Here is a 22,023-nt window from a genome sequence, read left to right as displayed (position 1 = left end):
CCATGCGCACCAACCTTGACCGCCGACATTTCCTGGGCCTGGCGGGCCTCGGCGCCGGAGCTGCGGCTCTCGCCGCTTGCGGCGGACCGTCGACGGCGGGCACGGCAGACGCCGTCGACACCGCAACTATCGACTTCAGCGGCGTAAAGCCCGCCGCATCCATCGACTTCTGGACCAACCACCCTGGTAAGTCCCAGGATGTGGAGAAGGCGATCATCGAGAAGTTCCATGCCAAGTTCCCTGACATCAAGGTGAACCTGGTGACGGCCGGCGCCAACTACGAAGAGATCGCCCAGAAGTTCCAGACGTCCCAGGCAGCCAAGACGGGCCTCCCCGGATTGGTGGTGCTCTCGGATGTCTGGTGGTTCCGCTACTACTCGAACGGCAGCATCATCCCCATCGATGGCCTGGTGAAGCAACTGGACATCAAGATCGACGACTTCCAGAAGTCGTTGGTGGATGACTACAAGTACGAGGACAAGCAGTGGGCGCTCCCCTACGGCCGTTCCACCCCGCTGTTTTACTACAACAAGGACCACTTCAAGGCCGCCGGCCTTCCGGACCGGGCCCCGGCCACGTGGCAGGAATTTGCCGAGTGGGCACCCAAGTTGAAGGCGACGTCGGGTGCGCAGTACGCCTACATCTACCCGGCCCTGGCTGGCTACGCGGGCTGGACCTTGCAGAACAACCTGTGGGGCTGGGGCGGAAGCTGGTCAAAGGACTGGGATATCACGTGCGATTCTCCTCAGTCCGTCGCCGCGCTGCAGTGGGCGCAGGACTCCATCTATAAGGATGGTTGGGCCGGCGTCTCGTCCAAGGAGGCAGCGGACGACTTTGCCGCGGGGATCACCTCGTCCACGATTTCCTCCACTGGCTCACTGCTTGGCGTCCTGAAGGCAGCCAAGTTCAACGTGGGCGTCGGGTTCCTGCCCGGCGGCCCGGAGGCACCCAGCAGCGTTTGCCCCACAGGCGGTGCGGGCCTGGGCATCCCCAGCGGCATCAGCAAGGAAGAGCAGCTGGCTGCTGCGACGTTCCTCAAGTTCATGACCGAACCTGAGAACACTGCAGCATTCTCGGCAGCCACCGGCTACATGCCCACCAGGCTTTCCGCTGACATGTCGGCCGTTCTTGCAGCCACGCCGCAGATCAAGACCGCCATGGACCAGCTCGCCGCCACCAAGGTTCAAGACAATGCCCGCGTGTTCCTGCCCGGAGCTGACCAGGAGATGGCCAAGTCAGCGGCCAAGATCCTGACGCAACAAGGAGACGTCCAAGCAACCATGAACGAGCTGAAGAAGACCCTCGAGGGCATTTACACCAAGGATGTAAAGCCCAAGCTGAAGGCCTAACAGCCTTTCCGGGGATAAGAAGAGCTGGGCTACTTCAGTAGCCCAGCTCTTCTTTTGCAATTCTTACGGGATAGGGACAGGCACGACGCCGAGCGGCGCCAATTGCTCGGCTCCTCCATCCGGGGCTGACAAGACCCAGATGCCCTTTTCGTGAACAGCTACCGAGTGCTCCCACTGGCAGGATCGCTTGCCGTCGGTGGTGACCACGGTCCAGTCGTCGTCGAGGGTGGCGGTCTCGATGCCGCCACGAACCAACATTGGTTCAATGGCCAGGCACAGGCCGGGCCGGATCTTGGGGCCGCGGTGGCTGGTCCGGTAGTTCAAGACGTCGGGCGCCATGTGCATCTCCGAGCCAATCCCGTGGCCCACGTAGTCCTCCAGGATGCCCAAAGGCTTTCCGGGGACGGATGACACGTAGTCATCGATCGCGTTTCCGATGTCCCCCACAAACTTGCCTTTAGCGAGGCCTGCTATGCCCCGCCACATTGCTGCCTCGGTGACGTCGGAAAGACGCTGGTCTTCCGGGTCGGCGTTGCCTACGATCACGGTCCTGGCTGAGTCGGAATGCCAGCCATCAACGATGCAGCCGCCATCGATGGAGATGATGTCGCCGTCGTTGAGGACCCTGCCACCCGGGATGCCGTGGACCACTTCCTCATTGACCGAGGTGCAGATGGTTGCAGGAAAGCCGTGATAGCCGAGGAAGTTCGACTTCGCCCCGGCGTCGTTCAAGACTGCAGCAAAGACGTCGTCCAGGTCCTTGGTGGTGACGCCCGGTTTGGCCGCCGCAACGGCAGCGTCGAGTGCACGGCTCAGGACCAGGCCGGCCTGGTGCATGGTGCGCATCTGCTCGTTGGTTTTGTATTCAATGCGGGGCTGACCGAACGCCATGATCTCCTCTGGAAGGTTTGCTGTAGAGGCCGATCGGGCCCCCTGCTCCGACCATTTTCCCGCACCGGGGAGCGTGGCCGAAATTGGAATGCATCGTGGAAACGAAGAAGGGTGTGTCCCGCACTCACGGTACGGGACACACCCCTTGCTCCGCATAGCTGGTCTCCCGGCTATGTGGAGAACGAACTAAACGGCCTTGGCCGACTCGATCGCCGTCAGCACACGGTCGGTAACTTCGTCGATACCGCCGATGCCATCAACCTGCGTGAGGATGCCACGCTCGGCGTACTTGGCCACAACGGCTTCGGTCTGCTCGTGGTAGAGATCCAGGCGGTGACGAATCACGGCTTCGTTGTCATCCGAACGGCCCGTTTCCTTGGCACGGCCGAGGAGGCGGGTTACCAGCTCTTCGTCGTCGGCGGTCAGCTGGAGCACGACGTCGAGCTCCTGCTCACCCTCGGCGAGGATCTGGTCAAGGTAATCAACCTGCGCGGTGGTGCGCGGGTAGCCATCCAGGAGGAAGCCGTTCTCCACGTCGCTCTGGCCCAGGCGATCGCGAACCATGTTGTTCGTGACGCTGTCCGGAACAAAGTCGCCGGCATCCATGTACTTCTTCGCTTCAATGCCCAAAGGGGTTTCGCCCTTTACGTTGGCACGGAAGATGTCGCCGGTGGAGATGGCGACTACGCCGAGGCGCTCGGAAATCCGCTCAGCCTGCGTACCCTTGCCCGAACCGGGAGGTCCAATGATCAGCATTCTCGTCATCGCAAAAGCCCTTCGTAGTGACGTTGTTGTAGCTGCGCATCAATCTGCTTGACGGTCTCCAGGCCGACACCCACCATGATCAGAATTGACGTGCCACCGAACGGGAAGTTCTGGTTGGCGTTGATCAGGACGAGTGCAACCAAAGGAATCAACGCGACGAAGCCCAGGTAGAGGGCTCCAGGCAAGGTGATCCTGGAAAGCACGTACTGCAGGTAGTCCGCGGTCGGTTTACCCGCCCGGATGCCCGGAATAAACCCGCCGTACTTCTTCATGTTGTCCGACACTTCTTCAGGGTTGAAGGTGATGGCTACATAGAAGTAGGTGAAGAAAACGATCATGGCGAAATAGAGCGCCATGTAGATGGGGTGGTCGCCACGGGTGAGGTTGTTGTTGATCCACTCAACCCACGGCGCCATCTGCTCCCCTGGAGCCGGCTGGTTGAACTGCGAGATCAGCCCGGGCAGGTAGAGCATGGAGGACGCGAAGATGACAGGCACGACGCCGGCCATGTTCACCTTGATGGGGATGTAGGTGCTGGTGCCACCCACTGTGCGGCGGCCGATCATACGCTTGGCGTACTGAACCGGAACGCGGCGCTGTGACTGCTCCACGAAGACCACCAAGGCCACCGTAAGAAGGCCGACGGCAAGGACAGTGAAGAACGTGCCCGGACCCTTTGACTCCCAGATGGAGCCCAGCGAGCCGGGGAAGCTTGCAGCGATGGAGGTGAAGATCAGCAGCGACATGCCGTTGCCCACACCCTTTTCGGTGACCAGCTCGCCCATCCACATGATGAGGCCGGTGCCGGCCGTCAACGTGATGATGATGAGGATGGTGGTCATGATGCTCTCATCAGGAATGATGGGCAGCGCACAGCCCGGCAGCAACTGGCCGGATCGGGCCAAGGACACCAAGGTGGTGGCGTTAAGCAGGCCCAGGGCGATGGTGAGGTACCGGGTGTACTGCGTCAACTTTGACTGACCGGAGGAACCCTCTTCGTAGAGCTGCTGGAACCGGGGAATGACTACCCGGAGCAGCTGCACGATGATGCTCGCCGTGATGTAGGGCATGATGCCCAAGGCAAACACTGAGACCTGCAGCAACGCGCCGCCGCTGAACAAGTTCACCAGCTGGTAGATGCCCTGCGAGGTGTCACCGGTGTTCAAGCATTGCTGGACATTCTGGTAGTTCACACCAGGCGAGGGGATGAAAGCTCCCAAGCGGAAGATTGTGATGATTCCCAGCGTGAACAACAACTTGCGTCGCAAATCAGGCGTCCGAAACGCCCGGCCGAATGCGCTTAGCAAGCGTCCTCCTGAGTAGAAAGTACAAGGATGTGGATGGGATCAATGAAACCCAACAACCGAGTCTAACCGCTTGTGACGCCGTCGGAATAATCGAGAGTCCACAATCACGCAAAAAATCCCGGTATACAGGGCCGAAGCCCCGCATACCGGGATCCTTTACAACGGGCATTTGCCCCACTGACTCTTAGAGAGCAGTGGTGCTTCCGCCTGCTGCAGCAATCTTTTCCGCAGCGCTGGAAGAGAATGCGTGGGCGGTGACGTCAACCTTGACGGTGATGTCGCCGGTGCCCAGCACCTTGACGGGCTGGTTCTTGCGAACGGCACCCTTCTCAACCAAGGACTCGACGGTGACTACGCCACCTTCGGGGAACAGCTCGTTGAGCTTCTCCAGGTTAACAACCTGGAACTCAACCCGGAACGGGTTCTTGAAGCCGCGCAGCTTCGGCAGGCGCATGTGCAGCGGCAGCTGGCCGCCGGCAAAGCCAGCCTTTACCTGGTAGCGGGCCTTCGTACCCTTGGTACCGCGACCAGCGGTCTTACCCTTGGAGCCTTCACCACGACCAACACGGGTCTTGGCGGTCTTGGCACCCGGGGCGGGGCGCAGGTGGTGGACCTTCAGAGCGTGCTGCTTCTCAGCAGTCTCTTCGGCGGTCTTGTTCTCTGCCATTACTTCGCCTCCTCTACATTCACGAGGTGCGGAACCGTGTTCAGCATTCCAACGGTCACGGCGTCAGCGTTACGGACAACAGTGTGTCCGATGCGCTTCAGGCCGAGGGACCGAAGGGTGGCCTTCTGGTTCTGCTTGGCGCCAATGACGCCCTTGATCTGGGTGATCTCCAACTTGGCGTCGGAGGGAGTCAGGTTCTTAGCCATGACTAAACACCTGCCTTCTGGTTCTGGAGCGCGCGCACCAGAGCAGCAGGAGCAACCTCGTCCAGCGGCAGGCCACGGCGGGCAGCCACGGAAGCGGGCTCTTCGAGCTGCTTCAGAGCGGCAACAGTCGCGTGAACGATGTTGATCGCGTTTGAGGAACCGAGCGACTTGGAGAGGATGTCGTGGATACCCACGCACTCCAATACCGCGCGGACCGGACCACCGGCGATAACACCGGTACCGGCGGAAGCCGGACGCAGCAGGACTACACCTGCAGCGGCCTCACCCTGCACACGGTGCGGGATGGTGCTGCCAACGCGGGGAACGCGGAAGAAGGACTTCTTGGCCTCTTCAACGCCCTTTGCGATAGCCGCGGGAACTTCCTTGGCCTTGCCGTAGCCGACGCCGACCATACCGTTGCCGTCACCGACGACGACGAGAGCGGTGAAGCTGAAGCGACGACCACCCTTGACGACCTTGGCAACGCGGTTGATGGTGACAACGCGCTCTACGAACTGGCTCTTCTCAGCCTCACGACCGCCGTCGCGGCCACCACGGCCACCACGGTCGCCGCGGCCCTGGCCACGGTCGCCGCGCTCGCCACGACGTCCGCCGCGGCGGTCATCGGTAGCGGGTGCGGTCTCAGTTGCTTCAGCAGCTACAGCTTCAGTCACCTGGGTGTCCTTTTCGTTATTTTCAACGGTCACAGTGCCAGCCCACCTTCGCGAGCACCGTCAGCGACGGCGGCGATACGGCCGTGGTACTTGTTACCGCCACGGTCGAAGACAACAGCTTCGACGCCTGCAGCCTTGGCACGCTCGGCAACGAGCTCGCCGACGCGCTTGGCCTTGGCAGTCTTGTCTCCGTCAAATGCGCGGAGGTCAGCTTCCAGGGTGGAAGCGTAAGCCACGGTTACACCCTTGCTGTCATCGACAACCTGGACGAATACGTGACGTGCCGAACGGTTGACGACCAGACGAGGACGTACAGCCGTGCCGGTGATGCGCTTGCGGATACGAAGCTGGCGACGGCTGCGTGCAGCAGACTTGCTCTTGTTCGAACGCTTCTTGTTAATTGCGATGGCCATGGTTTACTTACCAGCCTTTCCGACCTTGCGGCGGATGACTTCGCCGGCGTAACGGACACCCTTGCCCTTGTAGGGGTCGGGCTTGCGCAGCTTGCGAATGTTGGCAGCAACCTCGCCGACCTGCTGCTTGTTGATACCCGCAACAGAGAGCTTGGTCGGACCCTCTACTACGAAGGTGATGCCTTCGGGTGCAGAGACGTTGACCGGGTGGCTGTAGCCCAGAGCGAACTCCAGGTCAGAACCCTTGGCCTGAACGCGGTAACCAGTACCAACGATTTCAAGCTTCTTCTCGTAGCCCTCGGTAACGCCCTGGATCATGTTGGCGATCAGGGTGCGGGTCAGGCCGTGCAGCGAACGCGAGTTGCGCTCGTCGTTCGGGCGGGTGACCGTGAGAGTGTTCTCTTCCTGGGTAACCTCGATCGGGCTGGCCACAGTGTGGCTCAGCTCGCCTTTGGCACCTTTGACGCTGATGACGGAGCCATCGAGCTTGACCTCAACTCCGGCAGGAACGGTGATGGGGAGACGTCCAATACGTGACATTATTCTCTTCCTTTCCCGTTACCAGACGTACGCGAGGACTTCGCCGCCCACGCCCTTCTTGCCGGCCTGCTTGTCAGTCAGGAGGCCGGAAGAGGTGGACAGGATTGCGATACCCAGGCCACCCAGCACGTGCGGCAGGTTGGTGGACTTCGCGTAAACGCGGAGGCCCGGCTTGGAGATGCGGCGGACGCCAGCGATGGAACGCTCGCGGTTCGGACCGAACTTCAGGTCGATGGTCAGCTTCTTGCCAACCTCGGCGTCTTCTTCCTTCCAGCCGGCAATGTAGCCTTCTGCCTTCAGGATGTCAGCAACGCGTGCCTTCAGTTTGCTGTACGGCATGGACACGGTGTCGTGGTATGCCGAGTTTGCATTGCGCAGACGCGTGAGCATGTCTGCGACAGGATCTGTCATAGTCATTTGGGCTATAGCCCTTCCTCGTACCGGTTTCCGCTGCGCTTGCTCCTAAGAGCCTGCGCGGACGGACCTGTCACGTAGTTAGTTTTCGGTCTTGAACGGGAAACCAAGCGCCTTGAGCAGCGCGCGGCCTTCGTCATCGGTCTTGGCGGTGGTAACAACCGTGATGTCCATACCGCGAACGCGGTCAATGGAGTCCTGGTCGATTTCGTGGAACATAACCTGCTCGGTCAGACCGAAGGTGTAGTTGCCGTTACCGTCGAACTGCTTGCCGTTGAGGCCGCGGAAGTCGCGGATACGCGGCAGTGCCAGCGAAACAAGACGGTCCACGAATTCCCACATGCGGTCTCCACGCAGAGTTGCGTGTGCACCGATGGGCATGCCTTCGCGCAGCTTGAACTGTGCGATCGACTTGCGGGCCTTGGTTACCTGCGGCTTCTGGCCGGTGATCAGGGTGAGGTCGCGGACAGCGCCGTCGATCAGCTTGGAGTCCTTAGCGGCATCTCCAACACCCATGTTCACTACAACCTTCACCAGGCGGGGAACCTGGTTGACGTTCGCGTAGCTGAATTCGTCCTGCAGTGACTTTTTGATGGTCTCTGCGTACTTCGTCTTCAGACGCGGAACGATCTTTACCGGAGTCTCGAGAGTCTCAGTCATTAGATGTCCTTCCCGGTGGCCTTGGACACGCGGATACGGACGGTCTTGGTAGCGCCATCCTTCTCAACGGTGTCGAGACGGAAACCAACACGGGTCGGCTTCTTGGTGGACGGGTCAACCAAAGCAACGTTGGAAACGTGGATCGGGGCTTCAACAACCTCGATGCCACCGGTCTTGGTGCCGCGCTGCGACTGACCGACCTTGGAGTGCTTGGTGACGCGGTTGATTCCCTCTACCAGCACGCGGTTGGTGTCCGGGAATACGCGCAGGACCTTGCCCTGCTTGCCGCGGTCGCCGCCACGTTCCTGCTTGGCGCCAGTGATGACCTGAACGAGGTCACCCTTCTTGATCTTAGCCATGGACTAAAGCACCTCCGGGGCCAGCGAAACGATCTTCATGAACTTCTTGTCGCGAAGTTCACGACCAACCGGGCCGAAGATACGGGTACCGCGGGGGTCACCGTCGTTCTTCAGGATCACAGCTGCGTTTTCGTCAAACTTGATGTAGGAACCATCCGCACGGCGGCGTTCCTTCTTGGTACGAACGATGACAGCCTTGACGACGTCACCCTTCTTTACGTTGCCGCCAGGGATAGCGTCCTTGACGGTGGCGACGATGACGTCGCCGATGCCTGCGTAGCGACGACCGGATCCACCGAGAACGCGAATGGTAAGGATTTCCTTAGCACCCGTGTTGTCGGCGACCTTGAGTCGCGACTCCTGCTGAATCAATTTTTACTCCTTGCGTCGCGCCGGTTCTCAGACCGAAATCATGCATACGGAATGAGCCTTGCGGAACGGTTGATCGGGGTGTCTCTTGACCTGCCTGGATTTTGCCAGAACAGGCCTAAACGCCCGTGCCACAAGCATCAGCTTCCCTTGCAGAAAACTCTGCGCGGGGCAGTATGCAGCGGCACGATTGTTTACGAGGTAGTGGACGACGCACAAGTGGCGCCATACAAACTCAATATCCTAGCACGTCAGCGGCCTAAAACCGAAACGGCGGGAGAAGCGGAAAGGCCCGCATTCCCAAGGGAATGCGGGCCTCTCCAGTGAATCACTGCCAGGCGAGCCCGGCGTTGGATTTACTTGGCCTTTTCGAGGATCTCCACCAGACGCCACCGCTTGGTAGCGGAGAGCGGGCGGGTCTCAGAGATGAGAACGAGGTCGCCGATGCCGGCGGTGTTCTCTTCGTCGTGAGCCTTGATCTTCGAGGTGCGGCGAATAACCTTGCCGTACAGAGCGTGCTTCACGCGGTCTTCAACCTGAACAACGATGGTCTTTTCCATCTTGTCAGAGACAACGTAGCCGCGACGCGTCTTACGGTAACCGCGCTGTTCAGCGCTGGCTGCTGCTTCCGTCACAGTTTCCTTCTCGCTCACTTGGCGTCCTCTCCAGCTTCAACCTCGGCCTTTTCAGCCTTGGCAGCCTTCTTGGACTTCTTTTCTTCCTTGGCTTCCACAACCGGTGCGGCAACCTCGGCACGAATGCCCAGCTCGCGCTCACGGAGAACGGTGTAGATGCGTGCGATGTCCTTCTTTACCGCGCGCAGGCGACCGTGGTTCTCCAGCTGTCCGGTGGCGGACTGGAAACGCAGGTTGAACAGCTCTTCCTTGGACTTGCGGAGTTCTTCAACGAGACGCTCGTTGTCGAAACCGTCCAGCTGTGCGGGTGCGAGATCCTTCGACCCTACTGCCATTTCTATTCACCACCTTCGCGACGCACAATGCGTGCCTTCAACGGGAGCTTGTGGATTGCCAGGCGCAGGGCCTCGCGAGCTACCTCTTCATTGACACCGGAGAGTTCGAAGAGAACCCGGCCCGGCTTGACGTTTGCGACCCACCATTCCGGAGAACCCTTACCGGAACCCATGCGGGTTTCGGCAGGCTTCTTCGTCAGCGGACGGTCCGGGTAGATGTTGATCCAGACCTTACCGCCACGCTTGATGTGGCGGGTCATCGCGATACGAGCGGACTCGATCTGACGGTTGGTTACGTATGCCGGGCTGAGAGCCTGGATACCGTACTCACCGAAGCTGACCTTGGTGCCGCCCGTTGCAGCGCCGGAACGACCCGGGTGGTGCTGCTTACGGTGCTTGACTCGACGTGGGATAAGCATTTAAGCCTGTCCTCCTTCTGCTGCCGGAGCAGCAGCTTCAGCGGCCGGTGCTTCAACGGCAGCGGGTGCTGCCTCAGCTGCCGGACGGTCGTTACGACGACGGCGGTCGCCACCCGGGCGGCCCGGGCGGTCTCCTGCACGGCCACGGGACGGAGCAGCAGCTGCCTGCTGAGCCAGTTCCTTGGCAGTTACGTCACCCTTGTAGATCCAGACCTTCACGCCGATACGGCCGAAGGTGGTCTTGGCTTCGTAGAAGCCGTAGTCGATGTTCGCGCGGAGGGTGTGCAGGGGCACACGGCCTTCGCGGTAGAACTCCGAGCGGGACATTTCTGCGCCACCCAGACGACCCGAGCAAGCAACACGGATACCCTTGGCACCCGCACGCTGTGCGGACTGCATGGCCTTCTTCATCGCACGGCGGAAAGCCACGCGGGAAGTGAGCTGCTCAGCGATGCCCTGGGCAACAAGCTGTGCTTCCATCTCGGGGTTCTTGACCTCGAGGATGTTCAGCTGAACCTGCTTGCCGGTGAGCTTTTCGAGCTCGCCGCGGATGCGGTCTGCTTCAGCGCCACGGCGGCCGATAACGATACCCGGGCGTGCCGTGTGGATATCCACGCGGACACGGTCACGGGTGCGCTCGATCTCGACCTTGGCGATGCCGGCGCGCTCCATGCCAGTGGACATGAGCTGACGGATCTTGATGTCCTCGCGGACGAAGTCCTTGTAGCGCTGTCCGGGCTTGGTGCTGTCAGCGAACCAGTGCGAAACGTGGTCGGTGGTGATGCCGAGTCGGAACCCGTGCGGGTTAACTTTCTGTCCCACTTAGCGAGCCTCCTCTTTCTCCGGGGTTGCGACAACCAGCGTGATGTGGCTGGTCCGCTTCCTAATGCGGTAGGCGCGGCCCTGGGCACGCGGCTGGAACCGCTTCATGGTCGGGCCTTCATCAACAAATGCTTCGGTGATGAAGAGGTCGCTGTCGTCGAATGCAACGCCGTCACGGTCCGCGAGGACACGTGCGTTGGCCATTGCCGACTGAAGTACCTTGAATACCGGCTCCGAAGCTGCCTGGGGGGCAAACTTCAGAATTGCCAGAGCCTCATTCGCTTGCTTACCACGAACAAGGTTGACGACGCGCCGGGCCTTCATAGGCGTTACGCGGATGTGACGCGCAATAGCCTTGGCTTCCATTGCTTTCCTTCTCTCGTCTAAGACGTAAGGTCAGGCGCCTAGCGGCGCTTGCCCTTACGGTCGTCCTTAACATGGCCGCGGAATGTCCGCGTGGGAGCGAATTCGCCGAGCTTGTGCCCGACCATCGACTCAGTGACAAACACCGGGATGTGCTTGCGTCCGTCGTGTACGGCGATCGTGTGCCCGAGCATGTCGGGGATGATCATCGAACGGCGGGACCAGGTCTTGATGACGTTCTTGGTGCCCTTATCGTTTTCCCGTGCGACCTTCACAAAGAGGTGCTGGTCAACGAAAGGACCTTTTTTCAGGCTGCGTGGCATGTGTCCAGGCTCCTATCGCTTGTTCTTGCCAGTACGGCGGCGACGAACAATAAGCTTGTCGCTCTCTTTGTTCGGACGGCGGGTACGGCCCTCGGGCTTGCCGTTCGGGTTAACCGGGTGACGTCCACCGGAAGTCTTACCTTCACCACCACCGTGCGGGTGGTCAACCGGGTTCATGGCTACACCACGGACGGTCGGGCGAACGCCCTTCCAGCGCATACGGCCGGCCTTGCCCCAGTTGATGTTCGACTGCTCGGCGTTGCCGACTTCGCCGACGGTTGCGCGGCAGCGCACGTCAACGTTGCGGATTTCGCCGGAGGGCAGACGCAGCTGGGCGAAGCGGCCTTCCTTGGCAACGAGCTGTACCGAAGCACCTGCGGAACGTGCCATCTTGGCGCCGCCACCCGGACGCAGTTCAACTGCGTGGATTACGGTACCAACCGGGATGTTGCGCAGCGGCAGGTTGTTGCCCGGCTTGATGTCAGCGTCAGGACCAGCCTCGACGAAGTCACCCTGGGACAGCTTGTTAGGAGCGATGATGTAACGCTTGGTGCCATCAACGTAGTGCAGGAGTGCGATGCGAGCCGTACGGTTCGGGTCGTACTCGATTTCGGCAACGCGGGCGTTGATGCCGTCCTTGTCGTGACGACGGAAGTCGATCAGACGGTACTGGCGCTTGTGCCCACCACCCTTGTGACGGGTGGTGATCTTACCGGAGTTGTTACGGCCGCCGGTCTTGTGCAGCGGACGCAGCAACGACTTTTCCGGAGTCGATCGCGTGATTTCAGCAAAGTCGGCTACGCTCGAGCCACGACGGCCCGGGGTAGTCGGCTTGTATTTACGGATTCCCATAATTTATTTCCTCGTTAAAGTGGTCTCCGCTACGCGAGCGGACCGCCGAAGATGTCGATTGTGCCTTCTTTGAGGGTGACAATTGCACGCTTGGTGCTCTTGCGCTGTCCCCAGCCGAATTTGGTGCGCTTGCGCTTACCGGCACGGTTGATGGTGTTGATCGAGTCAACCTTGACCGAGAAGATCTTCTCGACGGCCAATTTGATCTCGGTCTTGTTCGAGCGAGGGTCCACCAGGAAGGTGTACTTGCCTTCGTCGATCAGACCGTAGCTCTTTTCCGAAACGACGGGTGCAAGCACGACGTCGCGCGGGTCCTTGATGGTGGTTACGCTCACTTGGAGGCCTCCTCGTTCTTGGCCTTGTCAGCGACGAACGCCTCGAAAGCAGCCTTGGTGAAGACCACGTCGTCGGAGATGAGTACGTCGTAGGTGTTCAACTGGTCTGCGTACAGAACGTGAATACCTGCGAGGTTGCGCACGGAGAGTGCAGCAACATCGTTGGCGCGCTCGATTACGACGAGCAGGTTCTTGCGCTCGGAGACTGCACGCAGCGAAGCCAGTGCTTCCTTGGCGGACGGCTTGGTGCCGGCTACCAGTTCAGCGATGACGTGGATGCGGCCGTTGCGGGCGCGGTCAGACAGGGCGCCGCGGAGTGCAGCAGCCTTCATCTTCTTGGGGGTGCGCTGGCTGTAGTCACGAGGGGTCGGACCGTGGACAACGCCACCGCCGGTCATGTGAGGAGCACGGATTGAACCCTGACGGGCGCGGCCGGTGCCCTTCTGCTTGAACGGCTTGCGACCTGCACCGGAAACCTCGGCGCGGGTCTTCGTCTTGTGGGTACCCTGGCGTGCAGCAGCGAGCTGTGCGACGACGACCTGGTGCAGCAGGGGCACGTTGGTCTGGACGTCGAAGATCTCTGCAGGCAGGTCTACCTTGACAGTGCTAGTCATTTAACTAGGCTCCCTTCACGGCGGTGCGTACGAGTACGACCTGGCCGCGGGCACCGGGGACGGCACCCTTGATAAGGAGCAGCGACTTCTCAGCGTCAATGGCGTGAACCGTGAGGTTCAGCGTGGTGTGACGCTCGGCGCCCATGCGGCCGGCCATTTTCAGGCCCTTGAAGACGCGGCTCGGGGTGGATGCGCCACCGATGGAGCCAGGCTTACGGTGGTTCTTGTGGGCACCGTGGGAAGCGCCAACGCCGTGGAAGCCGTGACGCTTCATAACACCGGCAAAGCCCTTACCCTTGGAGGTGCCGACGACGTCGATCTTCTGGCCGGCTTCGAAGATCTCAACAGAGAGCTCCTGGCCCAGCTCGTAGGATGCGGCGTCTGCGGTACGCAGTTCGACGACGTGGCGGCGAGGAGTTACGCCAGCCTTTTCAAAGTGACCAGCCAGCGGCTTGGTGACCTTGCGGGGGTCGATCTGGCCGTAGCCGATCTGGACGGCGACGTAGCCATCTACCTCTGCGTTGCGCAGCTGGGTGATGACGTTGGAGTCAGCCTGGACGACAGTTACCGGGATGAGCTTGTTGTTCTCGTCCCAGACCTGGGTCATGCCGAGCTTCGTGCCCAGCAGGCCCTTTACGTTACGGGTTGCGGTCATAGTCTCTCAGCACCTCCCTAGAGCTTGATTTCGATGTTCACGTCAGCGGGCAGGTCGAGACGCATAAGCGAGTCAACAGCCTTCGGCGTGGGGTCGATGATGTCGATCAGACGCTTGTGAGTACGCATTTCGAAGTGCTCACGGCTGTCCTTGTACTTGTGAGGAGAGCGAATAACGCAGTAAACGTTCTTCTCCGTCGGCAGCGGCACCGGGCCGACTACCGTTGCGCCTGCGCGCGTGACCGTCTCAACGATCTTCCGCGCTGAAACATCAATGACCTCGTGGTCATATGACTTCAGCCGGATGCGGATTTTTTGTCCCGCCATGTCGCCTGACTCTCTTTCAGCTAGTGCTGCTCTAGTTAGGGCTGCTCTGTTTACTTACCTGTTGATGTGGCCGCCGAAGCGTTTGAGGATTTACCACCACACGCCGCACAAGCTGAATCCGGAGTAATCCGGGTTCCTCACCTTGCCGGCGCACCGACCCCCGCGGTCGGGCGTGTCGCGATTTCCACGCAAACTCGACCGCAATCATGGGGTTCAGGGTTATGTTTGGGCTTCAGCCTGGACCCTGACACCCGGCATTATCCGGATCGGGACACGAAGAAGCGCTTGAACAACTCATCCAGTATGTCGGAAATATGGTGTAAAGGCCAATCGACCCTGAGGAGCCATTGCCCGGCCCCCATCCTGTGAGGATGATGGGGGCATGAACGCCCGGGATTCAGGTTCAGTGGAAGATCTCGCCGCCCGCCTGCGCCCGGGGTTCACGCTGGGTGTTGCGGCTGCCGCCTTCCAGATTGAGGGTTCCCTGACCGCTGATGGTCGTGGCCCGTCGGGTTGGGATGCGTTCTACGAAAAGCCGGGAGCAATAGTCGACGGCGGCTCCCCCGCCGTCGCGTGCGATCACTATAACCGTGCTGATGAAGACATCGCCTTGATGCAAGAGCTGGGCGTTGATTCCTACCGCTTTTCGCTTTCTTGGCCGCGAATCCAGCCCGGAGGCAAGGGTGCAGTCAACCAGCGTGGCCTGGACTTCTACGATCGCCTGATCGACAAACTCCTGGCTGCAGGCATTTCCCCCATGGCCACGTTGTACCACTGGGATACCCCTCTGGAGTTGGAGCACGCCGGGGGGTGGATGAACCGGGACACCGCGGAACGCTTCGCAGTCTATTGTGAAGCCGCCGCTGAGCGCTTCGGTGACCGCGTTGAATACTGGGTCACCATGAACGAGCCCGTTTCCGTTACCGTGCAGGGCTACGCGTTGGGGGTGCATGCCCCTGGCAGGGAACTGCTGTTCGACTCACTGCCTGCCGCGCATCATCAATTGCTGGGACATGGGATGGCCGTGCGGGCTCTCCGGAGCGCAGGAGTCAAAGGGCAAATCGGGGTGTCCAATATGCACAGCCCCGTCGAGCCGGCCAGCAACAGCCTTGCCGACAGGCTGATGACGCAGGCGCTGGACCTGATCCTCAACCGCATCTATGCCGACGCGATACTGCTTGGCCAATACCCCAAACCACCTTTGCCCATGAAGCCGTGGTTCCGCTCATTGGGTACAGTCCATGACGGTGATCTTGAACTGATCAGCCAACCCTTGGACTTCTACGGGCTCAACTACTACTACCCCGTGAAGGTGGCGGCAGGCCCCGGTCCGGCTGAGATCCCCACCGGAAGGTCGCCCGAAATGTCCAAGGTCCCTTTCCATTTGGCCGCCTACCAGGAATATGAGACCACAGGGTTTGGCTGGCCTGTTGCACCGGAATACCTGGCGTTGCTGCTACGCGAAATGAAAGACCGGTATGGGGAGGCTCTCCCCCCTGTCTACATCACGGAAGGCGGAGCCAGCTTTCCTGAACCAGGCCACGTCGATGGACCTGTCCAGGACACCAACCGCATCACGTATCTGGCCGAACACTTAGGACATGCACTGACAGCAACCGGGCCTGGCGGCATCGCCGAGGATGTGGATCTTCGCGGGTACTACGTCTGGACCTTGCTGGACAATTTTGAGTGGGCGGCGGGCTACTCGCAGCGATTTGGCCTCATCCACGTGGACTTCGAGACCCAGGAAAGGACTCCGAAGGATTCCTTTTACTGGTACCGGGCGCTGGGTCGTGCACGCCACCACCACCGGCATATTTAGCCCGCCTGAGTTAACTTGACCCTTGCAGTTCGGAACGCCGCCCTATTTGTTCTTGTTGGCGCGCCGAATCCGCTTTGCGCGTTCGATCTCGCTCTTGAAGTTCTTTCGACCCCACAACACGCCGCCGCCGATAGCCGCAATGACTGCCAGGAAAATCAGGAATTCCATGGTGCACTCCTCTCCGTAGACTGCAACATTATCGGATTCCGTCATGGGTACGCGCAGGAGGGACGTCACTCGGATCTCCGCCTTGGCCCGGGCCACCGGTACTACTTGGCGGCTTCCGGTTCAAACGCCATACAGCCAGCACGATCAGCGCCAAGGCTACAAGGGCAAGCATGGCGAAGGCGTAGGAGCGCAGCGCCCACATGACGCTCAGCGCCACCGCGATGGCACCCCACCACACCAGCAACCGTTCTGCCAAAAGCAGGCCTGCGGCCAGAAGCAGAACATGTGCCACAAGTACGTACAGTTGCTGAGACGACGTTCCGCCGAAGATGGTTCCCAAAGACGTCAAGGACAACGCACCGGCGGCAATGCAAAGCCGGGGCAGGCCGTCCGTCCGTTGCCCCTTGACATAGCGCAGCCCTGCTATAACGGCTCCAGCTACCACATACCATTGCGCGGCCCAGAACCAATCAGGCCTGGAACCGTCCACAAACAGCACTGCCCGTTGGAGGGCTGCAACAGAGATCAGCCCCGCCAGCTCAGCTGCCAGCCACTTGCCGTGCGGCACCTCAACCACGGCCAATACCCCGGTTGCGACCACCAGGACGAAGCCGAGCATGGACGTTTCGTCATGCCCCAGCCCCACCGCCGCAGATGAAGCAACAGCCAAGGCCGCTGCGGCAGACAGCGAGTTCCGTCGCCAGTGTTGCCCGCTGATGGCCGGTCCGCCGAACATCTTCAGTGAATAGAGGATCACCGCGGTCCCCACACCGCCAAAGATCCAAGCGGCGTAGTCGCTCCAGACGCCCGTAGGCAGCCCCTGCAGCAAACCGTCGACGGCGGGAACCGCCCCTACCAGCACTGCCGGAGCAGCTGCCGCGTAGAGAGCGGGCAATCGTTCAAAGTGCGAGACCGCGAACAAGACACCGGCCAGCACCAACACAGACAGTCCAGCCAGGGAATAGGAAACGCCCAAGGTCAGCAGGCCGCCGGCAACGGTGAACGCCATGGCTGAGTTGAGCCAGAACCACCGCTCCGTGACAGCAACCTCTACTCCGGCAGCCGCCTTTTCGGGCCCGAACACGGCCCTGGCAGCAATCATGGCGACTGCAAGGGCCAGCAGGACAACAGGTACTTGGGACTTGTCCAGCAGTGGCTGGTGCAGCCACGTTGATGCAGGGAACAAGAGTGCCGGCCCGGCTGCGATGACGCCCGCCCCTATAGCCGCGACACCGAAGTATCGGGATCCGCGTGTACCGAGGATCCGCCAGACGACCGCAGCGGAAGCCGGGACCAGGGCCAACTGAAGCATGACCACCCAGCGGCCACCGCCGTCGTAATCTCCTGCGAGCAAGTAGACGAACGGCAGCAAGAGTTGGGCACCCAAGGTGGCCCGGACCGTTGCCTGTTGGAAGGCGACATCGACGCCAAGCCTGCGCAGGACCAAAGTCAGCACATGCTGCGCCACGAATACCAGCGCCAGACTGATGGACACCGCTGCCGGCGACGCCGTGACATCGGCCACTGTCACAGCAATGAAGGCGCCACCAAGCACCCGGACCGCCAGCAAGTAGCCACCCCGGATCAATCGGTGGCGGATCACACCCACCATGAAACCGCCGTAGGCCGCAAAGATGCCAAGCAAAATTTGGACGTCCCGGATATCCCCCAAGCGAAGAGCCAGGAGGAGCACCAAAGCGGCGGGGGCGAAGATCCACGCGGCGGCGTGGTCTCGCAGAATCGCACTGACAATGACGGCAGCCAGGGCCGTTGTAACCGCTGCAACTCCCGGCTGCCAGCTGTCCCTGACGCCCCACCCTCCCAACTCCGTGGTGACAGTAAGGAAAGTGGTGGCTGCGGCCATGAGGGCAAGCACAGCACCGGCGTCGAACACGGAAGCACGCGGGTAGCGGCGGCGGCGGCCCGCACGCAGGGGAAGGATCAGCTGGAGCGCAGCTGCCACTACAACCACGAGTCCCACGGACGCAATTTCACCGGCGAGGCGAATACTCCAGCCATCGCGCATCGCGTCCCCGTAGGCCGATGCCACCAAAACGGTGCCGACTATCCGAGCCAGCCACCAATAGCACTGTCTATGGAAGGTCGGGGAAATGCGCAGGGCTGTTACGACAAGGTAGGCAAGCAGGGCCAGGAGGACAACATTTGCCTGCGTCCAGGACACGAATGCTGCTGCCATGCTGCCGGCAATAGCCGCAGTGGCCGGAGCGATTACTTCAGCCACCGAAGGGCGCCACGCATCCCGGGTGCCTGGATCCCGATGAGATTGCGGGAACACCAGGAGGCCTGAGGCCAAGCCTGCCAACAAGACAACCAGAACAGCTGCAGCAACGGCCGGGCGACCGGATGCGGCATCGAACGCCGGCAAGGCAAGAAGCCCGGCCACTGCGGCGCCGCCAAAGCCAGCCACGGAGGCTTGCGGGGCCAACAACCGGACTCCCCCGCGTTCCAGCCCGGCACTGAGCAGTTGCTGCACAGATGCTCCGGCGACGAGCGCTATCAGAGAGTACGCAGTCCGGTCCGGATTTCCCGTAAAGATGCCTGCCACCCCGGTGGGTACAGCCAAGGTGATGGCGATCCGCCCCGCAAGAATCAAGTACTGGCGATAAGAATCCGGCCTGATCAACGCCCGCAAGAACCAATAAAGTGCGGCGGACGCCAAGAGTGCCGAGACGGTCCATGCACCCAGCAGGCCGCCCAGCGCACCAGCCACCCCCAGCACTGCGACGGGGGCGAACTCCATGCCTTGGCCCAGTTTCCAAACAACCACCATGGCAGTCAGCATCGTCAGGGACAGAGGAACGTAGTTGGGGAGGTCGAACGCTCCAAACTCCAGCACCACCGTGAGTACTGCCGAGGTGACTAGCTGCAACGCCAAGCATGAGACGGCGTCATACCGCCAGGAGCGCGGCAGCAGCCTCTTACCACCGTAGGCGACTCCCAAGGATTGGACTCCCAGGCAGACTGCCGCAGCCAACATCACCGAACTCACATCAGCGGTGACGTCCCATACCACTCCGAGTAAAGCCAATGTCAGCGCAGCCCGTGCAGCATAAAGATGCTGCACCCTGTACCGTGCCTGCGGGACGAAGAACATCACAGCAAAGTAGACACCACACATCAACATCACCCAGGCGTACTCCCCCTTGGACAAAAGATGCGGTGTGAGGGTCACGGCCACGGCCACCAGAGGAACCAACGAGGGGTGCAGCACCATCAGCGGACGGACGTACAACGGAGGAAGCCACCTGGGATTCAGCAAGGCAACAACAGTCAGGAGAATGGCCACTCCGATGAGTGCCGTGAAATACCAGACCAAGGCACCCCCAAGAACGGAAACACCGGACCACGCCGTTGAGACGACAAAGCTGAGGGACAAGAAGGCCAGGACTTTGTTGTCCAGCCTCACGGCTGTGTAGGCATAAACCGCTGTCCCCAACAACGACGTGACCAGCCAAGCCGCAGGACCGTTGTGTAGCACAAAGTTGTACATGGCCAGCCCGGTAACGGGTATGAGCGCCAAGCCTGTTCCGACGAAGGCAACGGCAGCCGGCCTGAGGCGGGCTACGCGCGCGTGGATGACCATACCTGACACGTAGAACAGCGCAGTGATGAACCAGATGCCTACGAAGCGGAAGAGAGCAGGAAGGCTCGTGCCCACGAAGAGCGCCCCCGCTGCGACGAGGAGGAGGCTGGCAACGTAAAGCGTGATGTTGATGTTTTGCTGGTCACGCTTCTCCTTGCGCGCAGCAGCAGCCTCAGGAGTTTCCCGTACTACCGGCGGGGGCGGAACCGGGGAAGCAACTTGTTGATATGGCGCAGGCTGCCGGGCGGCCGGCGGAGGCATTGGGGGCCTGGCCTGCTGACTCGCTGGCTGCGGGGAAGGCGGCCGGAAAGGCGACCGGACGTCCGGCAGAGGCATCGCGGGTGGAGCCGGTGCTTGTACGGGCCGCTGGAGGTACACCGGGGCCGGCGGGGAGCTTACGGGGGCCGGCGGCGAGCTTACGGGGGCCGGCGGGGAGCTTATGGGGGCTTGCTGGGCCGTCCGGGCGGCTGCCCTGTTCACGTCCTGCCCCTTGGCTTCCGCGTCCCGCCAGCCAGCCACGTGACCGGCAAGGTAGCCCGCTTGGTAAGCGGCGGCCTTGTCCGGCGCCACGGAAGCATCGTCTGAAGTCCCCCGGCGCCCCATTGCCACCCCCAGCGCATAGCCAACCGCGCCCACGATGACGATGAGCAGCAGTAAGAGGAATGCAGTCATGGAAGCTCCTTGGTTATGCCGGACGCGGCAAGTGCACGGCCTTTATCCATTCGATAGATTAACTATAGCAAAAAGAACCCCACCGCCGAAGCGGTGGGGTTCTTTCTAACTAACTACCGGCTGGGCCGGAGCGTCACCGATCTACAAGTAGAGACTACTTGATGATGCTGGTGACACGTCCCGAACCAACGGTGCGGCCGCCTTCGCGGATAGCGAAGCCGAGGCCCTCTTCCATAGCGATCGGCTGGATGAGCGCAACGGTCATCTCAGTGTTGTCGCCAGGCATAACCATTTCCGTGCCTTCCGGCAGGGTGATAACGCCGGTTACGTCCGTGGTACGGAAGTAGAACTGCGGGCGGTAGTTGGAGTAGAACGGGTTGTGACGTCCGCCTTCGTCCTTGGAAAGGATGTAGACGTTAGCCTCGAAGTCGGTGTGCGGGGTGATGGAACCCGGCTTGACGACAACCTGGCCACGCTCGACATCGTCGCGCTTCAGACCGCGGAGCAGGAGGCCACAGTTCTCGCCGGCCCATGCTTCGTCGAGCTGCTTGTGGAACATCTCGATACCGGTAACCGTGGTCTTCTGGATCGGGCGGATGCCAACGATCTCAACCTCGGAGTTGATGGCGAGGGTTCCACGCTCGGCGCGGCCCGTAACAACGGTGCCACGACCGGTGATCGTGAAGACGTCTTCGATCGGCATCAGGAACGGCTTGTCGCGGTCACGTACGGGGTCCGGAACGGACTCGTCGACAGCTGCCATCAGGTCCTGGACGGACTTGACCCAAACCGGGTCGCCTTCCAGAGCCTTGAGGCCGGAAACGCGAACAACCGGAGCCTCATCGCCATCGAAGCCCTGCGAGCTCAGGAGCTCACGAACTTCCATTTCGACGAGGTCGAGGAGTTCTTCGTCATCAACCATGTCGGACTTGTTCAGTGCGACCAGCAGGTAGGGAACACCAACCTGGCGGGCGAGCAGAACGTGCTCACGGGTCTGAGCCATCGGACCATCGGTTGCAGCAACCACGAGGATTGCGCCGTCCATCTGGGCAGCACCGGTGATCATGTTCTTGATGTAGTCAGCGTGACCCGGGGCGTCTACGTGTGCGTAGTGGCGCTTCTCGGTCTGGTACTCCACGTGGGAGATGTTGATGGTAATACCGCGCTGGCGCTCTTCCGGAGCAGAGTCGATCGACGCGAAGTCGCGCTGCTCGTTGAGATCCGGGTACTGGTCGTACAGCACCTTGGAAATGGCGGCAGTCAGCGTCGTCTTACCGTGGTCAACGTGACCAATGGTGCCGATGTTGACGTGCGGCTTAGTCCGCTCGAACTTTGCCTTTGCCACAGGTTCCTCCTAGAACGATTTCAAGTGAAGTGCTCCTCGGCCGCGCTTTTCGCGGCAGAAACTTTAGCAAGTCTACTTGGGGGCTTGGTTTTGGTGAAATTGCAGATTCAGGAACCAAT

At 60.9% G+C, this 22,023-nt stretch carries 28 protein-coding genes; 2 read left to right on the top strand and 26 right to left on the bottom strand.

The features are described 5' to 3' along the window. Positions 1-2 precede the first annotated feature (2 nt). Complete coding sequence (locus J3A64_RS02095) at positions 3-1,349, top strand: ABC transporter substrate-binding protein (protein WP_210063541.1); 1,347 nt, start codon at positions 3-5, stop codon at positions 1,347-1,349. A gap of 63 nt (positions 1,350-1,412) precedes the next feature. Here J3A64_RS02095 and map read toward each other — a convergent pair whose 3' ends face one another. From map to rpsJ, 23 genes are all read right to left on the bottom strand, one after another. Continuing rightward, a complete protein-coding gene (gene map, locus J3A64_RS02090) occupies positions 1,413-2,240 on the bottom strand; it encodes a type I methionyl aminopeptidase (protein ID WP_043470500.1) in 828 nt (275 codons plus the stop codon). A gap of 186 nt (positions 2,241-2,426) precedes the next feature. Beyond that, complete coding sequence (locus J3A64_RS02085; protein ID WP_014922385.1) at positions 2,427-2,996, bottom strand: adenylate kinase; 570 nt, start codon at positions 2,994-2,996, stop codon at positions 2,427-2,429. A 5-nt stretch (positions 2,997-3,001) separates the two neighbouring features. After that, positions 3,002-4,312 carry a preprotein translocase subunit SecY gene (gene secY, locus J3A64_RS02080; protein ID WP_011775578.1) on the bottom strand — a complete coding sequence of 437 codons (1,311 nt, stop codon included), beginning with the start codon at positions 4,310-4,312 and terminating at the stop codon, positions 3,002-3,004. Between the two features lie 184 nt (positions 4,313-4,496). Next, a complete protein-coding gene (gene rplO, locus J3A64_RS02075) occupies positions 4,497-4,979 on the bottom strand; it encodes a 50S ribosomal protein L15 (RefSeq protein WP_011775579.1) in 483 nt (160 codons plus the stop codon). Then, positions 4,979-5,185 carry a 50S ribosomal protein L30 gene (rpmD, locus tag J3A64_RS02070; protein ID WP_011775580.1) on the bottom strand — a complete coding sequence of 69 codons (207 nt, stop codon included), beginning with the start codon at positions 5,183-5,185 and terminating at the stop codon, positions 4,979-4,981. Before rpmD ends, rplO begins: the two co-directional genes overlap by 1 nt. A 2-nt stretch (positions 5,186-5,187) precedes the next feature. Then, a complete protein-coding gene (gene rpsE / locus J3A64_RS02065; protein ID WP_011775581.1) occupies positions 5,188-5,859 on the bottom strand; it encodes a 30S ribosomal protein S5 in 672 nt (223 codons plus the stop codon). A 29-nt stretch (positions 5,860-5,888) separates the two neighbouring features. Beyond that, on the bottom strand, positions 5,889-6,272 hold the full coding sequence (gene rplR / locus J3A64_RS02060; protein WP_011775582.1) for a 50S ribosomal protein L18: 384 nt from the start codon (positions 6,270-6,272) through the stop codon (positions 5,889-5,891). A gap of 3 nt (positions 6,273-6,275) precedes the next feature. Continuing rightward, positions 6,276-6,812 carry a 50S ribosomal protein L6 gene (rplF, locus tag J3A64_RS02055; protein ID WP_011775583.1) on the bottom strand — a complete coding sequence of 179 codons (537 nt, stop codon included), beginning with the start codon at positions 6,810-6,812 and terminating at the stop codon, positions 6,276-6,278. 18 nt (positions 6,813-6,830) lie between these two features. Continuing rightward, positions 6,831-7,229 carry a 30S ribosomal protein S8 gene (gene rpsH / locus J3A64_RS02050; protein WP_011775584.1) on the bottom strand — a complete coding sequence of 133 codons (399 nt, stop codon included), beginning with the start codon at positions 7,227-7,229 and terminating at the stop codon, positions 6,831-6,833. 78 nt (positions 7,230-7,307) lie between these two features. Beyond that, on the bottom strand, positions 7,308-7,886 hold the full coding sequence (rplE, locus tag J3A64_RS02045; protein ID WP_011775585.1) for a 50S ribosomal protein L5: 579 nt from the start codon (positions 7,884-7,886) through the stop codon (positions 7,308-7,310). Then, the gene (gene rplX, locus J3A64_RS02040) at positions 7,886-8,245 is read right to left on the bottom strand and encodes a 50S ribosomal protein L24 (RefSeq protein WP_011775586.1); all 360 of its coding nucleotides are present in this window, start codon (positions 8,243-8,245) and stop codon (positions 7,886-7,888) included. The genes rplE and rplX overlap by 1 nt, the downstream gene beginning before the upstream one ends. A gap of 3 nt (positions 8,246-8,248) precedes the next feature. Continuing rightward, positions 8,249-8,617 (bottom strand): 50S ribosomal protein L14, encoded by a 369-nt coding sequence (gene rplN / locus J3A64_RS02035; protein WP_003803789.1) that lies wholly within the window; start codon positions 8,615-8,617, stop codon positions 8,249-8,251. Positions 8,618-8,970: 353 nt separating this feature from the next. Continuing rightward, positions 8,971-9,267 carry a 30S ribosomal protein S17 gene (rpsQ, locus tag J3A64_RS02030; RefSeq protein ID WP_011775587.1) on the bottom strand — a complete coding sequence of 99 codons (297 nt, stop codon included), beginning with the start codon at positions 9,265-9,267 and terminating at the stop codon, positions 8,971-8,973. Beyond that, a complete protein-coding gene (rpmC, locus tag J3A64_RS02025; protein ID WP_014922387.1) occupies positions 9,264-9,584 on the bottom strand; it encodes a 50S ribosomal protein L29 in 321 nt (106 codons plus the stop codon). The genes rpsQ and rpmC overlap by 4 nt, the downstream gene beginning before the upstream one ends. Positions 9,585-9,586: 2 nt before the next feature. Continuing rightward, entirely contained in the window at positions 9,587-10,003 is a 417-nt protein-coding gene (gene rplP, locus J3A64_RS02020; protein ID WP_003803795.1) for a 50S ribosomal protein L16, read from the bottom strand. Next, positions 10,004-10,825, bottom strand: a complete 822-nt coding sequence (rpsC, locus tag J3A64_RS02015) for a 30S ribosomal protein S3 (RefSeq protein WP_011775589.1) — start codon at positions 10,823-10,825, stop codon at positions 10,004-10,006. Next, positions 10,826-11,191, bottom strand: a complete 366-nt coding sequence (rplV, locus tag J3A64_RS02010) for a 50S ribosomal protein L22 (RefSeq protein ID WP_011775590.1) — start codon at positions 11,189-11,191, stop codon at positions 10,826-10,828. 38 nt (positions 11,192-11,229) lie between these two features. Further along, complete coding sequence (gene rpsS / locus J3A64_RS02005; RefSeq protein ID WP_011775591.1) at positions 11,230-11,511, bottom strand: 30S ribosomal protein S19; 282 nt, start codon at positions 11,509-11,511, stop codon at positions 11,230-11,232. Positions 11,512-11,523: 12 nt separating this feature from the next. After that, positions 11,524-12,363: a 50S ribosomal protein L2 gene (rplB, locus tag J3A64_RS02000; protein WP_011775592.1), complete on the bottom strand. Its 840-nt coding sequence runs from the start codon at positions 12,361-12,363 to the stop codon at positions 11,524-11,526. A gap of 29 nt (positions 12,364-12,392) precedes the next feature. Beyond that, a complete protein-coding gene (rplW, locus tag J3A64_RS01995) occupies positions 12,393-12,698 on the bottom strand; it encodes a 50S ribosomal protein L23 (protein ID WP_011775593.1) in 306 nt (101 codons plus the stop codon). Next, positions 12,695-13,312, bottom strand: coding sequence for a 50S ribosomal protein L4 (gene rplD / locus J3A64_RS01990; RefSeq protein WP_011775594.1), 618 nt, complete (start codon positions 13,310-13,312; stop codon positions 12,695-12,697). The genes rplW and rplD overlap by 4 nt, the downstream gene beginning before the upstream one ends. Before the next feature lie 4 nt (positions 13,313-13,316). Next, entirely contained in the window at positions 13,317-13,967 is a 651-nt protein-coding gene (rplC, locus tag J3A64_RS01985) for a 50S ribosomal protein L3 (protein WP_011775595.1), read from the bottom strand. A gap of 17 nt (positions 13,968-13,984) precedes the next feature. After that, positions 13,985-14,293, bottom strand: a complete 309-nt coding sequence (rpsJ, locus tag J3A64_RS01980) for a 30S ribosomal protein S10 (protein ID WP_003803825.1) — start codon at positions 14,291-14,293, stop codon at positions 13,985-13,987. Between the two features lie 382 nt (positions 14,294-14,675). On the opposite strand from rpsJ, the gene J3A64_RS01975 reads away from it, so the two are divergent. Continuing rightward, a complete protein-coding gene (locus tag J3A64_RS01975) occupies positions 14,676-16,115 on the top strand; it encodes a GH1 family beta-glucosidase (RefSeq protein ID WP_011775596.1) in 1,440 nt (479 codons plus the stop codon). Between the two features lie 42 nt (positions 16,116-16,157). Here J3A64_RS01975 and J3A64_RS23575 read toward each other — a convergent pair whose 3' ends face one another. The 3 genes from J3A64_RS23575 to tuf all read right to left on the bottom strand — a co-directional run bounded on the left by J3A64_RS23575 (position 16,158) and on the right by tuf (position 21,904). Beyond that, positions 16,158-16,283, bottom strand: a complete 126-nt coding sequence (locus tag J3A64_RS23575) for a hypothetical protein (RefSeq protein WP_272941655.1) — start codon at positions 16,281-16,283, stop codon at positions 16,158-16,160. Positions 16,284-16,311: 28 nt separating this feature from the next. After that, positions 16,312-20,559 carry a hypothetical protein gene (locus J3A64_RS01970; RefSeq protein ID WP_210063540.1) on the bottom strand — a complete coding sequence of 1,416 codons (4,248 nt, stop codon included), beginning with the start codon at positions 20,557-20,559 and terminating at the stop codon, positions 16,312-16,314. Between the two features lie 154 nt (positions 20,560-20,713). Next, positions 20,714-21,904: an elongation factor Tu gene (tuf, locus tag J3A64_RS01965; protein WP_011775598.1), complete on the bottom strand. Its 1,191-nt coding sequence runs from the start codon at positions 21,902-21,904 to the stop codon at positions 20,714-20,716. Positions 21,905-22,023: the final 119 nt, after the last annotated feature.

The organism is Pseudarthrobacter sp. PvP004, from assembly GCF_017876035.1.
Taxonomy (GTDB): domain Bacteria; phylum Actinomycetota; class Actinomycetes; order Actinomycetales; family Micrococcaceae; genus Arthrobacter; species Arthrobacter aurescens_A.
This window is presented reverse-complemented; position numbering and strand designations above follow the sequence as displayed.

Bases quoted from the DNA above. Each gene is read 5' to 3' on its own strand.
- rplC (WP_011775595.1), bottom strand. From the start codon at position 13,967: ATGACCGCAACCCGTAACGTAAAGGGCCTGCTGGGCACGAAGCTCGGC.
- rplB (WP_011775592.1), bottom strand. From the start codon at position 12,363: ATGGGAATCCGTAAATACAAGCCGACTACCCCGGGCCGTCGTGGCTCG.
- rplO (WP_011775579.1), bottom strand. From the start codon at position 4,979: ATGGCAGAGAACAAGACCGCCGAAGAGACTGCTGAGAAGCAGCACGCT.
- rplV (WP_011775590.1), bottom strand. From the start codon at position 11,191: ATGGAAGCCAAGGCTATTGCGCGTCACATCCGCGTAACGCCTATGAAG.
- J3A64_RS02085 (WP_014922385.1), bottom strand. From the start codon at position 2,996: ATGCTGATCATTGGACCTCCCGGTTCGGGCAAGGGTACGCAGGCTGAG.
- rplF (WP_011775583.1), bottom strand. From the start codon at position 6,812: ATGTCACGTATTGGACGTCTCCCCATCACCGTTCCTGCCGGAGTTGAG.
- J3A64_RS23575 (WP_272941655.1), bottom strand. From the start codon at position 16,283: ATGGAATTCCTGATTTTCCTGGCAGTCATTGCGGCTATCGGCGGCGGC.
- rplD (WP_011775594.1), bottom strand. From the start codon at position 13,312: ATGACTAGCACTGTCAAGGTAGACCTGCCTGCAGAGATCTTCGACGTC.
- rpsS (WP_011775591.1), bottom strand. From the start codon at position 11,511: ATGCCACGCAGCCTGAAAAAAGGTCCTTTCGTTGACCAGCACCTCTTT.
- rpsH (WP_011775584.1), bottom strand. From the start codon at position 7,229: ATGACTATGACAGATCCTGTCGCAGACATGCTCACGCGTCTGCGCAAT.
- rplE (WP_011775585.1), bottom strand. From the start codon at position 7,886: ATGACTGAGACTCTCGAGACTCCGGTAAAGATCGTTCCGCGTCTGAAG.
- J3A64_RS02095 (WP_210063541.1), top strand. From the start codon at position 3: ATGCGCACCAACCTTGACCGCCGACATTTCCTGGGCCTGGCGGGCCTC.
- J3A64_RS01970 (WP_210063540.1), bottom strand. From the start codon at position 20,559: ATGACTGCATTCCTCTTACTGCTGCTCATCGTCATCGTGGGCGCGGTT.
- rpsJ (WP_003803825.1), bottom strand. From the start codon at position 14,293: ATGGCGGGACAAAAAATCCGCATCCGGCTGAAGTCATATGACCACGAG.
- rpmD (WP_011775580.1), bottom strand. From the start codon at position 5,185: ATGGCTAAGAACCTGACTCCCTCCGACGCCAAGTTGGAGATCACCCAG.
- J3A64_RS01975 (WP_011775596.1), top strand. From the start codon at position 14,676: ATGAACGCCCGGGATTCAGGTTCAGTGGAAGATCTCGCCGCCCGCCTG.
- rpmC (WP_014922387.1), bottom strand. From the start codon at position 9,584: ATGGCAGTAGGGTCGAAGGATCTCGCACCCGCACAGCTGGACGGTTTC.
- rplR (WP_011775582.1), bottom strand. From the start codon at position 6,272: ATGGCCATCGCAATTAACAAGAAGCGTTCGAACAAGAGCAAGTCTGCT.
- rplP (WP_003803795.1), bottom strand. From the start codon at position 10,003: ATGCTTATCCCACGTCGAGTCAAGCACCGTAAGCAGCACCACCCGGGT.
- map (WP_043470500.1), bottom strand. From the start codon at position 2,240: ATGGCGTTCGGTCAGCCCCGCATTGAATACAAAACCAACGAGCAGATG.
- rplX (WP_011775586.1), bottom strand. From the start codon at position 8,245: ATGGCTAAGATCAAGAAGGGTGACCTCGTTCAGGTCATCACTGGCGCC.